At 71.1% G+C, this 12,326-nt stretch carries 17 protein-coding genes; 11 read left to right on the plus strand and 6 right to left on the minus strand.

Translation table 11 applies throughout. The annotated features are described in order from the left end of the window. Positions 1–59 precede the first annotated feature (59 nt). Positions 60–779 carry an FCD domain-containing protein gene (locus AAME72_RS01010; protein WP_348788400.1) on the plus strand — a complete coding sequence of 240 codons (720 nt, stop codon included), beginning with the start codon at positions 60–62 and terminating at the stop codon, positions 777–779. A gap of 7 nt (positions 780–786) precedes the next feature. Further along, positions 787–2,061 carry an alpha-hydroxy acid oxidase gene (locus AAME72_RS01015; protein ID WP_348788401.1) on the plus strand — a complete coding sequence of 425 codons (1,275 nt, stop codon included), beginning with the start codon at positions 787–789 and terminating at the stop codon, positions 2,059–2,061. On the opposite strand, the gene AAME72_RS01020 is transcribed toward AAME72_RS01015, so the two are convergent. Together AAME72_RS01020 and AAME72_RS01025 are read right to left on the minus strand one after the other, a co-directional pair. Further along, entirely contained in the window at positions 2,019–2,657 is a 639-nt protein-coding gene (locus AAME72_RS01020; RefSeq protein ID WP_348788402.1) for a G5 domain-containing protein, read from the minus strand. The two genes, AAME72_RS01015 and AAME72_RS01020, sit on opposite strands and share 43 nt — an antisense overlap. 90 nt (positions 2,658–2,747) lie before the next feature. Continuing rightward, positions 2,748–3,374, minus strand: coding sequence for a class I SAM-dependent methyltransferase (locus AAME72_RS01025; RefSeq protein WP_348788403.1), 627 nt, complete (start codon positions 3,372–3,374; stop codon positions 2,748–2,750). Between the two features lie 119 nt (positions 3,375–3,493). Here AAME72_RS01025 and AAME72_RS01030 point away from each other — a divergent pair, with 119 nt between their 5' ends. After that, positions 3,494–4,399, plus strand: coding sequence for a thioredoxin domain-containing protein (locus AAME72_RS01030; RefSeq protein ID WP_348788404.1), 906 nt, complete (start codon positions 3,494–3,496; stop codon positions 4,397–4,399). Positions 4,400–4,509: 110 nt separating this feature from the next. Further along, on the plus strand, positions 4,510–4,806 hold the full coding sequence (locus AAME72_RS01035) for a hypothetical protein (RefSeq protein WP_348788405.1): 297 nt from the start codon (positions 4,510–4,512) through the stop codon (positions 4,804–4,806). Here the strand turns inward: AAME72_RS01035 and AAME72_RS01040 are convergent. Further along, the gene (locus AAME72_RS01040) at positions 4,803–5,399 is read right to left on the minus strand and encodes a TetR/AcrR family transcriptional regulator (RefSeq protein WP_348788406.1); all 597 of its coding nucleotides are present in this window, start codon (positions 5,397–5,399) and stop codon (positions 4,803–4,805) included. The genes AAME72_RS01035 and AAME72_RS01040 overlap by 4 nt on opposite strands. Before the next feature lie 9 nt (positions 5,400–5,408). Next, entirely contained in the window at positions 5,409–6,023 is a 615-nt protein-coding gene (locus AAME72_RS01045) for a TetR family transcriptional regulator C-terminal domain-containing protein (RefSeq protein WP_348788407.1), read from the minus strand. Between the two features lie 73 nt (positions 6,024–6,096). Here AAME72_RS01045 and AAME72_RS01050 point away from each other — a divergent pair, with 73 nt between their 5' ends. The 4 genes from AAME72_RS01050 (at position 6,097) to AAME72_RS01065 (ending at position 8,495) form a co-directional block, all read left to right on the plus strand. After that, positions 6,097–6,630 (plus strand): hypothetical protein, encoded by a 534-nt coding sequence (locus AAME72_RS01050; RefSeq protein ID WP_348788408.1) that lies wholly within the window; start codon positions 6,097–6,099, stop codon positions 6,628–6,630. Between the two features lie 76 nt (positions 6,631–6,706). Beyond that, a complete protein-coding gene (locus tag AAME72_RS01055; RefSeq protein WP_348788409.1) occupies positions 6,707–7,303 on the plus strand; it encodes a DUF6230 family protein in 597 nt (198 codons plus the stop codon). Beyond that, positions 7,294–7,758 carry a DUF6114 domain-containing protein gene (locus AAME72_RS01060; protein ID WP_348788410.1) on the plus strand — a complete coding sequence of 155 codons (465 nt, stop codon included), beginning with the start codon at positions 7,294–7,296 and terminating at the stop codon, positions 7,756–7,758. The genes AAME72_RS01055 and AAME72_RS01060 overlap by 10 nt, the downstream gene beginning before the upstream one ends. Beyond that, entirely contained in the window at positions 7,755–8,495 is a 741-nt protein-coding gene (locus AAME72_RS01065; RefSeq protein WP_348788411.1) for a hypothetical protein, read from the plus strand. The genes AAME72_RS01060 and AAME72_RS01065 overlap by 4 nt, the downstream gene beginning before the upstream one ends. A 13-nt stretch (positions 8,496–8,508) precedes the next feature. On the opposite strand, the gene AAME72_RS01070 is transcribed toward AAME72_RS01065, so the two are convergent. Next, the gene (locus tag AAME72_RS01070; protein WP_348788412.1) at positions 8,509–9,105 is read right to left on the minus strand and encodes a DUF1992 domain-containing protein; all 597 of its coding nucleotides are present in this window, start codon (positions 9,103–9,105) and stop codon (positions 8,509–8,511) included. 49 nt (positions 9,106–9,154) lie between these two features. On the opposite strand from AAME72_RS01070, the gene AAME72_RS01075 reads away from it, so the two are divergent. Further along, positions 9,155–10,234, plus strand: a complete 1,080-nt coding sequence (locus AAME72_RS01075) for an epoxide hydrolase family protein (RefSeq protein WP_348788413.1) — start codon at positions 9,155–9,157, stop codon at positions 10,232–10,234. Between the two features lie 390 nt (positions 10,235–10,624). On the opposite strand, the gene AAME72_RS01080 is transcribed toward AAME72_RS01075, so the two are convergent. After that, on the minus strand, positions 10,625–10,897 hold the full coding sequence (locus tag AAME72_RS01080; RefSeq protein WP_348788414.1) for a hypothetical protein: 273 nt from the start codon (positions 10,895–10,897) through the stop codon (positions 10,625–10,627). Positions 10,898–10,903: 6 nt separating this feature from the next. On the opposite strand from AAME72_RS01080, the gene AAME72_RS01085 reads away from it, so the two are divergent. Beyond that, positions 10,904–11,389 (plus strand): FBP domain-containing protein, encoded by a 486-nt coding sequence (locus AAME72_RS01085; protein ID WP_348788415.1) that lies wholly within the window; start codon positions 10,904–10,906, stop codon positions 11,387–11,389. A gap of 195 nt (positions 11,390–11,584) precedes the next feature. Then, positions 11,585–12,253 carry an MmpS family transport accessory protein gene (locus AAME72_RS01090; RefSeq protein WP_348788416.1) on the plus strand — a complete coding sequence of 223 codons (669 nt, stop codon included), beginning with the start codon at positions 11,585–11,587 and terminating at the stop codon, positions 12,251–12,253. Positions 12,254–12,326: the final 73 nt, after the last annotated feature.

Genomic DNA, 12,326 nt, shown 5'->3' on the forward strand with positions numbered 1-12,326 from the left:
AGCCCTGGCGAGCGCGTGCTACTGTGGTCGGACCACATGGTCGGACCACAGGAGGCGCGATGACCGCGGAGCCGCGGGCCTGGGAGGGCGTGCTCGCCCACATCGAGGCACGCCTCGTCGACGGCCGACTGCGTCCCGGCGACCACCTCCCCGCCGAACGCGCGCTCTCCGCCGAGCTCGGCGTCGCACGCTCCAGCGTCCGCGAGGCCATCCGCGTGCTCGAGGCGATGGGCCTCGTCCGCACCCAGACCGGATCCGGTCCGAGCTCCGGCGCGATCATCGTGGCCCGGCCGGGCGGCGGGATGCAGGCGCTGATGCGGTTGCAGGTCGCGGCCAGCGGCTTCCCCGTCGCCGACGTCGTCCGCACCCGGCTCCTGCTGGAGACGGCGGTCGCGGCCGACCTCGCCGATCGCGGATCGGCAGACCTCGCCGATGCTCGCCAGCTGCTCGACGCAATGGACGACCCCGCCCTCACCGCGGAGGAGTTCCTCGCCCTCGACGCCCAGTTCCACCTCTCCCTCGCCGACGCGTCCGGCAACACGGTCGTCGCCGCGATGATGTCCGGGCTGCGCAGCTCCATCGAGGGCTACGTGATCGCCGGGCTCGCGCGCATCCCGGTCTGGGAGGACATGGCCGAGCGGCTCCGCGGCGAGCACCGCGCGGTGATCGACGCGATCGCCTCCGGCGACCCGGCCGCCGCACGCACCCGCATCCACGACCACATCAGCGGGTACTACCGCGATGCATCCCCGTCCGCACCCATCCACGAATCCCGTTAGGCAGCACATGGTCACACGACAGCTCCCCCAGCCCGCCGAGCTCCTGGAACTCATGAAGTTCAAGAAGCCGGAGCTCGACGCCAAGAAGCGCAGGCTGGATGCCGCCCTCACCATCGAGGACCTGCAGCGCATCGCCCGCCGCCGCACGCCGAAGGCCGCCTTCGACTACACAGAGGGCGCGGCCGAGGGCGAGATCTCGCTCGCCCGCGCCCGCCAGGCGTTCCAGGACATCGAGTTCCACCCGTCGATCCTGCGCGACGTGTCCACCGTCGACACCTCGTGCGAGATCTGGGGCGGACCCTCCGCGCTCCCCTTCGGCATCGCGCCGACCGGCTTCACCCGGCTGATGCAGACCGAGGGCGAGGTCGCCGGCGCCGGTGCTGCGGGAGCGGCGGGCATCCCGTTCACGCTCTCCACGCTCGGCACCACCTCCATCGAGGGCGTGAAGGCCGCCAATCCGACCGGACGCAACTGGTTCCAGCTCTACGTGATGCGCGACCGCGAGATCTCCTACGAGCTGGTCCGGCGCGCCGCGGCGAACGGCTTCGACACCCTGTTCTTCACCGTCGACACCCCCGTCGCCGGCGCCCGCCTGCGCGACAAGCGCAACGGCTTCTCGATCCCGCCGCAGCTGACGCTCGGCACGATCGTCAACGCGATCCCGCGGCCGTGGTGGTGGTACGACTTCCTCACGACTCCGAAGCTCGAGTTCGCCTCCCTGTCGTCCACCGGCGGCACCGTCGGCGAGCTGCTGGATGCGGCGATGGACCCCTCGATCAGCTTCGCCGACCTCGACGTCATCCGCGGCATGTGGCCGGGCAAGATCGTGGTCAAGGGCGTGCAGAACGTGGAGGACTCGCGGAAGCTCGTCGACCTCGGTGTGGACGGCATCGTGCTCTCCAACCACGGCGGACGCCAGCTCGACCGCGCTCCCATCCCGTTCCACCTGCTGCCGCAGGTCGTGGAGGCGGTCGGCGACCGCACCGAGGTCGCCATCGACACCGGCATCATGAACGGCGCCGACATCGTCGCCGCCTACGCGCTCGGTGCCAAGTTCACGCTGATCGGCCGCGCCTACCTGTACGGGCTGATGGCGGGCGGGCGCGCGGGAGTGGACCGCACCATCCAGATCCTGCAGGACCAGATCGTGCGCACCATGAAGCTGCTGGAGGTGCCGACCCTCGCCGACCTGACGCCGGCACACGTCACGCAGCTGCAGCGCCTGGTGCCGGTGGCGGGTCACTCGCAGGCGACGCCGTCCCCGTCCCTGTCCAGGTCGTAGATGTCCTGACCGACGACGCGGACCGGCCCTGCCACATAGGCGGGGCCGTTTCCGCTTCCGCCCGCGCAGTCGACGTCCGAGGCGATCGGAACGCAGGCGCCCGAGTAGTTGGGGTCGCAGGACGCCGGAGCCTGCGCGGCCGGCGCCTGGGGAGCGGGTGCCTCGACGGGCGCCTGGCGGGTGCCGACGGTGGTGACCTGATCGACCGGTGCGGTCGTCACCGTGTCGGAGATGAGCTCGCGCGCTGTCTCGACGCCGTCCGTCGTCGTCACGCGGTAGGTCTTGGTGCGGACCCCGGCGACGCCCGCCGTCGTCACCGTGCTGGTGCCGGCATCCCGGTTCGCGTCCTCGACGGTCTTCTCGGCGAACGGCACCGGCTCGGTCGCCGTCACCGTGGCGGTCTCGACGACCGGCGTCGGCGATGCCGACGGACCGGTGTCGTCCGAGAAGCTCGCGACCGCCTTGTACGTTTGCTCGGCGTCGTCCGGGCCGGAACGATGCGCGGCCGCCGTCGCGGAGACACCGATCACCAGCGCAAGCGCCGCGCCGGCGCCGACGGCGATCCAGCCCTTCCGACCGAGCTTCACCCTCGCCACGATCCCTCCGATCCTCGTGGCGAGTATCCCGGCCCGGCGCATCCGGGCACAACGTCCCCGTCGGAGGGACGGCTCGACCGGAAGCGCCCGTCACTCGGGCCGGTGCGTCACCATCACGAACTCGTTGTAGCGGAACGCCTTGCCCGCGAACCGTGGCAGCGGGAAGCTGAACTGACGGTCGACGGTGAGGCCGGTGGCGTCGCTCAGCCGGCGGAGTCCGTCGAAGTCGGTGAAGGTGATGTGCGTCGCGTCGCTGGCGAAGCCGCCCTCCTGCGGGGTGATGAAGCACACCTTTCCGCCCGGCTTCAGGTACGGCAGGTACTCCTTCACCAGCCAGACGCCGTACTCCGGGGAGACGTGCTCGATGACGTGGGCGAAGAGCAGGGAGTCGAACGCACCGGGCACGTCGTAGCCGCTGCCGGGGAACTCCGCGCTCGTGAACGCCGTGAGGCCCCGCGAACGTGCGATGGCGATCGAATCGGCGTTGTGGTCGACGCCGACGCTGTCGTTGTCGAGGTGGGCCAGGTTGCGGCCGAGGCCGCAGCCGATGTCGAGCACGCGGCCGAGGCCGAGGCGGCGGATGTTCCAGCGGTACGGCGCCTGCACGTTCAGGAGCCTGCGCCAGCGCGCGCCCTCCAGGCGGCGGAGCCTCTGCGCGTAGTCGGCGGCGGCGGTCTCGGAGCCCTCGCTGCGGTCGTCCTGATCGCCTGTCGTCATCGGGCTCCCCCGCTCGCTGTCACGCCCTCTACGCTAGGCCACCCGGCTCAGCGCATCCAAAGCTATTTCCCCATACGATCGTCAGGGAATCTGTCCTCCGTCGAATGGAAGAAACGCCAATGGCTACTGGTAAGGGTGCTTCGGGCCCGACGAAGCGCGACCGCCGCGAGGAGGCGCGCGAGACGGCCCGGAGGATGCGCGAGGAGGCTGCGAAGAAGGCGAAGCGCCGCAAGGTCATCGTGCAGAGCTCGGTGATCGTCGGCATCGTCGCCGTGCTCGCGATCGTCGGCGTGGTGATCTTCACCAGCGTCAGCGCCTCCAGCAACGTGGCGAACCCGAAGAACATGCTCAGCGGCGGCCTCCTGCTCGAGAAGTCGGACAAGGCGGTGACCACGCCCGCCATCGCATCCGGTGCGCAGCCGACGCCGACCAAGCAGACGCTGGACGGCAAGACCGCGCACATCCAGATCTGGCTCGACTACCAGTGCCCCTACTGCAACGAGTTCGAGACCACGAACGCGGCGCAGATGAAGCAGATGATGGACGACGGCAGCGCGACGCTGGAGATCCACCCGGTCGCCATCCTCGACTCCGCGAAGAACAACCAGTACTCGACCCGCGCCGCGGCCGCGATGGCCTGCGTGGCCGACGAGCAGCCGGACACGTTCTTCGCGCTCAACAGCGCGCTGTTCGCCAAGCAGCCGGACGAGTCCACCGGCACCGGCCTGACGAACGCGGAGATCCTCTCGATCTTCAAGGACAACGGCGTCGAGTCGAAGACGATCACGGACTGCGTGAATAAGCAGACCTTCGAGAAGTTCATCACCAACCGCACGAACGACGCGGTCGGCGACAAGCAGCTGGCCGGTCCCCAGGGCGGCTTCGGCACCCCGACGGTGTTCGTCAACGGCGAGCGCTACCAGGGCGGCTTCACGAACGCGCAGCAGTTCACGGCGTTCGTCGCCGCCGCGGTCAAGGACGCCGGCAACAGCGGATCGGTGACCTTCCCGACCCCGTCGAAGTAGTTCCCCTCCCGCACCACGCAGAAGGCGGCCGATCACCCGATCGGCCGCCTTCTGCGCGTCCTGGTCCCGGGTGTACGGTCGCGGCATCCACCCCACGAGAGGAGACCAGCATGGATCGCATTCCCGACGACGGCGCGGACGCACCCGAGATCGGCGACGCCGACGCGGGCGACACCGCGGGCTGGACGGACGTCGACGACGGCGACGTGGACTACGCGGCCGACGACCCGATCGCCGAGGCGGACTTCGCCGACGAGCTGGTGACCAACGACGCGGTCGCCGGCGACACGGTCTGGGGCAACGACCCCGGCGCGGAGGCGCAGCCGAAGTACGACGAGCACGACGCGCAGGAGGATCCGGACGACGGGATCCTGACCGAGGAGGACGTGGAGGAGGAGGGGATCTAGGCCGGCTGCTCCACCGCATCCACCACACCGCGCGCGCTGCGCTCGAGGAAGGCCACGATGCGCTCGTCCGGGATGTCGGTGCCGATCGCGCTCTCGACGAGCGCCTCCTCGGCGAAGGCGATCCAGGAGCGCAGGGCGATGCGCAGCAGCGGTCCGTCCGGGACGCCGAGCTCCAGGAACACGGCGATCACGCGCTCCGCCTGCTCGCCGCGCGCCTCCTCGACGACCGCGCGCACCTCCTCGTCGCCGCTGGCGACACCGCGGACGAGCGAGTAGAAGGTGCCGCGGTGCTCGCGCACGAACGCCACGATGCGCGCCAGCGTGTCGCGGAGCCGATCGAGCGGCGGCAGGTCGGCCACCGGTTCGGTCGCGTGCAGCATGCTATCGCGCGCGGTGCGGACCACCTCGCGATGCAGGCCCTGCTTCGAGCCGAAGTAATGGAAGAGCAGTCCGCGTGAGACGCCGGCGCGCGCCGACAGGTCCTCGATGGTGAGCTCGTCCAGCGCGTTGTCGGCGAGGAATGCGACCCCGAGCGCGACAAGCTGGGCCCGGCGCTCGTCCGGGGTCAGCCGGGTGCGCCGGTCGGTCTCCATGGTTCGAGCTTAACGGCCGGCCTCTGCGCCGAGACGTGCGATCTCGGCGCGCAGCACGTCCAGCGCCGCCGCCTGCTCCGCCGGCGACGCGAGACCGTCGGCGGCGGGGCCGTGCAGCAGTTGCAGGGCGAGTCCGTCGACGATGGCGTGCAGTCTGCGCGCGTCACGTTCCAGCCCGGCCGCGTCGGCGGAGGCGCCCGTCAGCGACAGCGCGACGCTCCGGCAGAGCTGCCGGATCTGCGCGGCCGCCTCGTCGCGGATGTCCGCGAGGTCCGGCAGCGCCGGCGTCTCGGCGATCAGGGCGAGGTTCACCTCCAGCTCTGCCCTGCTCTCCGGGGTCAGCGGCAGCAGCTGGCGGAGCAGGGCGAGCGCGTCGCCGGCGGGGTCGCCACGCTGGACGACCGAGCGGACGCGCTCGGTCGCACGCGCGATCATCAGCTCGGCCGAGAAGGCGATCAGTCCCGACCGGGTCGGGAAGAGGTGGCGCAGCGAGCCGACGGCGACGCCCGCCTCCGCCGCGACCGTGCGCACCGACACCGCCCCGATGCCGCGCGAGAGGATGATGCGCCAGACCGCCTCGGCGAGGTCGGCGCGGCGCGCGTCGTGGTCGATCGTCCTTGGCACGCAGCGGAGCGTAGCACGAGCGTGCTAGCATCCTTCGTTGTAATACGGTCGTGCTAGAAAAACAGGGGGATCCGTGCTGATCGTCGTCGTCGTCGCGTGCGAGGTGCTGTTCTGGGTGTTCCTGGCCCTCGGGCTGAGCGCCCGCTACCTGCTCCGCCGCCCCCGGCTCGGAGCCGTGCTGCTCGCCCTCTCCCCCGCCGCGGACCTCGTCCTGCTCACCGCGACGGCACTGGATCTGCGCGCCGGCGCGACCGCCACCTTCGCGCACGGCCTCGCCGCCATCTACCTTGGCTTCTCGGTCGCGTACGGCCGGGCGCTCATCCGCTGGGCGGACGTCCGGTTCGCGCACCGCTTCGCCGGCGGCGACGCTCCCCGCAAGAAGTTCGGAGCCGCGTACACGAAGGCGTGCTGGCTGCATGTGGGGAGGTCGCTCCTCGCCGTCGCGATCACCGCAGCCGTTCTCGGCCTGCTGTGGGTGCTCGCGGGCGACCCGTCACGGACGCAGGCGCTGCTCGACGCGGGTCGGATCGCAGGCATCATCCTCCTCATCGATACCCTCTGGGCCGTCTCCTACACGGTCTGGCCGCGGCGCGAGCCCCGCTATTGACAATCGGTCAATAGCGTTTATGCTCGCAGAGGGCTGATTGCACCGTCGCTGTCAAGTCCCCCGAACAGGAGGATCGATGAAGTTCCGCTCTTTCGCCGGCTCGCACACCGGACGCATCGTGCTCGCCGCCGTGCCCGTGGCCGTGGTCTCCACCGTCCTGATGACCGGCGTCGCCCAGGGCGCCGTCCCCGTCTCGTTCGCCGTCTCCGGCAGCCAGTTCCAGATCAGCGCGTCGAAGCTCGACGGCACCGGCTTCTCGCAGTACGCCGGCGTCGCCCCGGACACCGCGGGCAAGGAGCACCAGGTCGCGATCGCGAACATCAAGTCGGCAACCCTCGCGGACCTCTGCCAGTCCGTCGTCACGGACACGCCTCTCGGCAAGGTCGGGATGCTGATCACCGCGGGCGGCGGCGGCAACCCCGCCTCCGCGTCCGACCTCCAGATCGGGATGACCGACCTCAAGGGCGAGTCCGAATTCCACAACATCCGGATCGGCGTCGACGCCTCCACCGTGAACACCGCCGCCAAGGGCACCGCGGGCGACTTCGCCCAGGACGCGGACACCGTCACGATCTCGAACCTCAAGCAGACGGCGTGGAGCACCCAGGCCTCCGTCTTCACGCTGAGCGGCATGCACGTCCAGCTCACGGACGGCTCGAAGGGATGCTTCTGAACGCGCACGCCGTCCGCCGCGCTGCTGCGCACGACGGTTCGGGCGCCTGGGCCCGATTCCGCGTGTGGCGCAAGCGCCGCCCGTTCGTCGGCGGCGTGCTGACGGCACTCGGCGGCATCGAGATGTTCTTCTCCGGCCAGCTCGACATCGGGCGCATCCACGTCCAGCTCGGCATCGAGGGGCTGCAGGCGACGATCATCCCGCTCCTGCTCGTGCTGCTCGGCATCCTCGTCATCGCGATGCCGGCGCACCGCATCTTCTACGGCGTGATCGCCCTCGCCGTCGCGGTCTACTCGCTGGTCGGCGTCAACCTCGGCGGGTTCTTCGTCGGGATGCTGCTGGCCGCGGTCGGCGGCGTGCTCACGGTGGCGTGGATGCCGAAGCAGGCGTCGGAGCCCGCCGCGACGGCGACAGCGGAGGACGCGGAACCGGAACCGAAGGACGCGACGGCGTGAACGCGGCGCGGACCACCCGTCTTCGCACCCTGGCCGGCGCCGTTCTCGCGTGCGCCACGGTCGCGGTGGCCGGGCTCGGCGCCGCACCCGTGCCGGCATCCGGTTCGGCGCGCACGGCCTTCTGCATCCCGATCATCATGCCGTGCAGCTCGCCGACACCGACCCCGACGCCGTCGCCGACCGCCACGCTGCCCGGTGTGCCCGGCCTCCCCGGCGTGCCCGGCGTCCCGGGGACGCCCGCCGGCCCCGGGACGTCGGGCACCCCGGCCCCCGCACCCTCCGCGACGCCGACTCCTGTCGCCCCCTCTGGACCGGACGCGGGCGCCCCGGTGTTCACGCAGCCGCCCGCGCAGCTCGGCAGCCGGTCGCTCTCCTTCACCGGACTCCCCGGTATCTCGGTCGTCACCGTCCCGCTCGCGGACGGCTCGCGCACCACGGTGCTCAAGCTGACGGCGGACAGCATCACCATCGACGGCTTCAGCCTGACCGTCCGCAAGCAGACCGGGCCGTCGCTGGCCACCACGGCGGACAGGATGACGCTGAAGGGCCACGTGCAGGTCTACCTCGACTCGATCACCGCGACGACGGCCGACGGCCGTTCCTACACCCTGGGCGCGGACACCCCGCCGCCGAACGACGGCCTCCCGCCGCAGCTGTTGCGCGTGACGCTCGGGCTCGTCGGGGCGACGGCCGACTCCATCGTCTACACGAACACGAACCAGCACCTGTCGGAGTGAGCGCGGGGCGCGGTCAGCGCCCCTTGCGCAACCGCCTCCGCTCGCGCCTGCTGAGCGCGGCCATCGCCTCTTCCTCCGCCCGACGCGCCGCCTCGGCCGCCCGGATGCGCTCGGTACGGCGGTCGTGCCACGCCGCCACCTCGGCATCCACGTTCCGCGTCGGCGTGACGACGGGAGGGCCGCCCTGCAGCTGGCGGCGCGCGTCGACGACGCGGCGGTTGAAGTCCTCGAGGTGCTCCCGGACGGCGCGCTCGGAGCCGAGGCCGTCCAGCTTCGCGTGCAGGCCCGCGTCCTCGGTGCGGAGCGTCAACGCCGGCGGCCCCAGGCCGGTCAGCTGCTCGCGCTCGATCTTGCGGCGGATCCACCAGTCGGGATCGTGCGTGCCGGTGAGGCCTGGCAAGGGCTTCCCCGCGCCCGGCAGATCGTCGAACTCGCCGCGCCGGATCGCCTGCTGGATGGCGTTCTCGATGACGTGCGCCCTCTGGTCCATCGTCGGCTGCCCGGCGTTGTTCTCCTCGACACTCTCCCCGCGGGCCTCCGCGTCGCGGCGCAGCCGGTAGCGGACGGCCTCCAGGCGGGGATCGCTGTCCTGTCCGCGGTCCTCGGCCATGCCTCCACATTACGCGCGGACTGTCGGTGGTCACCCGTAGCGTCGGCGCATGGAACCCTTCCGCATCGCCGTGCCCGATGACGTGATCGCCGACCTGCAGCGCCGCCTCGACGCGACCATCCTGCCGGAGCAGACGCCGGGGCCGGACTGGTCGGCCGGCATCCCGCCCGCGGTGCTGGGCTCCCTGGTGGAGCGCTGGCGCGCGTTCGACTGGCGGGCGGCCGAGTCGCGGCTGAACGCGTACGACCAGGCGGTCACGACCGTCGACGGCTGCCGCATCCACCTGGTGCACGTGCGCAGCGCGCATCCCGAGCGGCTGCCGGTGGTGCTGACCCACGGCTGGCCGTACTCGTTCGCCAGCATGCTCCCCCTGCTGGATGCGCTGGGCGGCAGCAGGGACGTGGTGGTCCCGTCGCTGCCCGGGTACGCCTTCTCGGGCGCGCTGCCCGTCCCGTTCTCCGCCGCGGCGGTCGCGGATCGCTGGGACGCTCTCATGACACGCGAACTCGGCTACGACCGCTACCTCACCTACGGAGAGGACGTCGGGGCCGGGGTGAGCGACTGGCTCGCGGGCGCGCATCCGGCCGCGGTCGGCATCGTCGCGACGCACGCGTCGTTCTCGGCCCGCAGCCGCGAGGGCGTCGAGCTGACGGACGAGGAGCGCGCGTTCCTCGCGTCGGTCGCGGTGCCCGCCGAGTCCGGCTACGCGCACCAGCAGGGCACCCGTCCGGACACGCTGGCCGCCGCCCTCGTCGACTCCCCCAGCGGCCTGCTCGCCTGGATCGCCGAGAAGGTACGGGCGTGGAGCGACGGGCACGCCCTTGTCGACGACGACCCGGAGGGCCTGCTGATGAACGTGGCGCTCTACTGGGTCACCCGGTCGATCGGGACGAGCTTCCGGCCGTACACGGAGTCCCCGCCGGGCGACGAGCTGCACCCCGTGATCGAGGTGCCTGCGAGCATCCTCGTCCAGCGGCACGAGGCGGAGTACCCGCGGAGCCTCGCCGAGAAGAGCTACACGGACATCCGCAGCTTCGAGCGGCTGTCGAAAGGCGGGCACTTCACCGCGTGGGAGGCGCCGGGGCCGGTGGCGGCCGCGATCACGGCACTCGCCGCCGAGGTCGAGTGAGGATGTTCCGCCGCCGGGGTTGACAACCCGTTCCGCCCGATTACTGTGTGCACTAAGCAACCGGACGGCAGGCCGGACCGTATGGGGACGGGCGGCAGTACTGCGATTCCCGGTGGGCGGCGATCGGCATCTCGGGTGTGCCGGTCGCCGCCGCGCTTCCCTTCCCGGCCCTCGTGCTCAGTCGTAGCCGAGGATGACCACGTCCTCGATCCGCAGCCTGTCGGTGTCGGGCTCGTCTTCGATGGCAACGCTGGTCATGCAGAGGATGTTAGGCAGCGCGGCCGCCCCGCGTGTATCGACACGATGGCGATTCCTCTCGACCGAATCGACACCGCGTCCATCCCCAGGTCGTCGCGGCATCCCGGGCGTGTCGTAGACTGTCCGGGTGAATCAGCTCATCTCGTCTCCGCCCTCGGGGCGTCTGGAGGTCGTCGGCGTCGTCATCGCCGGCGTGAGATAGCCCTGCACCTGTTCCGGTGATCCTGCGCGCCCGCTCTCGGGCGCGCCCCCGCTCGCGTCAGCGCGGCGCCGCGCCGTCGGCCAGCCGCGCGCCATCGTGCGGCCGTGCCGTCGTGCCGTCGTGCCGCCGCCGCGTCGCGAGCATCCCATCCACCGGTCTGCGGCGCCGTCGGCGACCCCTGCCGGATACGACAGACAGGACATTCATCCATGCTTCCCCTCACTGAGCAGCAGCTCCGCTCCTCCTTCGTGAACGCCTCGCAGCGCGAACGCAAGGAGCTCACCCTCCCCGACCTGGCCGCCACTCGCTGGGACGACATCGACTTCCTCGGCTGGCGCGACCGCAAGAACCCGAACCTCGGGTACGTGGTGGCGGAGGTCGACGGCGAGCTCGTCGGCGTCCTGCTCCGCAAGGCCGAGGGCGGGGTCCGCAGCCGGCCGCAGTGCTCGTGGTGCGAGGACGTGCACCTCCCGAACGAGGTCGTGTTCTTCATCGCGAAGCGCGCGGGCGCCGCGGGCCGCAACGGCAACACGCTCGGCACGCTCGTGTGCTCCGGGTTCGAGTGCTCGACCAACGTGCGCAAACGCCCCGCCCTCGCCTACGTCGGCTTCGACGTCGAGGCGGCGCGCCTCCAGCGCATCGAGGCCCTGCGCGAGCACGTGACCACGTTCATCCGCCGCGTCTGCGCCGACTGAGCCCCGCTGCCCTCGCCGAGGGGACGCGACACGCCGCATCCGCACCCGCGGAACGGCGGGTCGCGTCCCCTTCTCCCGGCGGCCGCCGCTCCCCCCTTCGGGGGTTGGACGAGGATGTCTCGATTCTGAAAGTCTGAGAAGGCTTTGGGGGACCTGAACCTCCACTGCACGATCACCCACAGCAAAGGATCTTCAATGAGCACGCTCCCCCCGCCTCCTGCACCCGAACAGCAGTACGCGGCTCCCGCCCCGGCCAAGTCCGGGAACGGCCTCGGCATCGCCGCCCTCATCCTGGGCATCCTCGCCCTGATCGGGGCGTTCATCCCGTTCCTCAACTACGGCGCCTGGTTCCTCGGCCTCATCGGCCTGGTCCTCGGGATCGTCGGGCTGGTCCAGAAGAACAAGGCGAAGGGCCTCGCGCTCACCGGGACGATCCTCTCCGGCGTCGCCATCATCCTCTCGATCGTGCTCTCGATCGCGTACACCGCGATGTTCGCCGCGGCCGTCGACTCGTCGATCAAGGAGTCGATCAAGCAGGACGAGGCCGTCGCCTCGCAGCCCGTCGACGTCGTCTACAACGTGACCGGCACCAGCACCACCGCGTCGATCGTCTACACGGCGTACTCGGACGGCGGGTCGAAGTCGGAGAGCGCGTCCGACCAGGCGCTGCCGTGGACCAAGACGACCACCGTCAAGAAGGGCGGCACGTTCGACTTCAGCAGCTTCTCCGTCACGGCGACGGCCGGCCAGGACGGCGGCGACGTCGCCTGCAGCATCACCGTCGACGGCAAGGTCGTCTCGGAGCAGAAGGCGTCCGGTCAGTTCGCGGTCGCCAGCTGCATCGCGACCGGGACCGGCGACTGACGATGTGACGCGCGGCCCCGGTGGCGACACCGGGGCCGCCGCCGTCTCCCGACGATGACGAACGCACCGGGGA

The sequence above is a fragment of the Leifsonia sp. NPDC080035 genome (assembly GCF_040050925.1).
Taxonomy (GTDB): Bacteria; Actinomycetota; Actinomycetes; order Actinomycetales; family Microbacteriaceae; genus Leifsonia.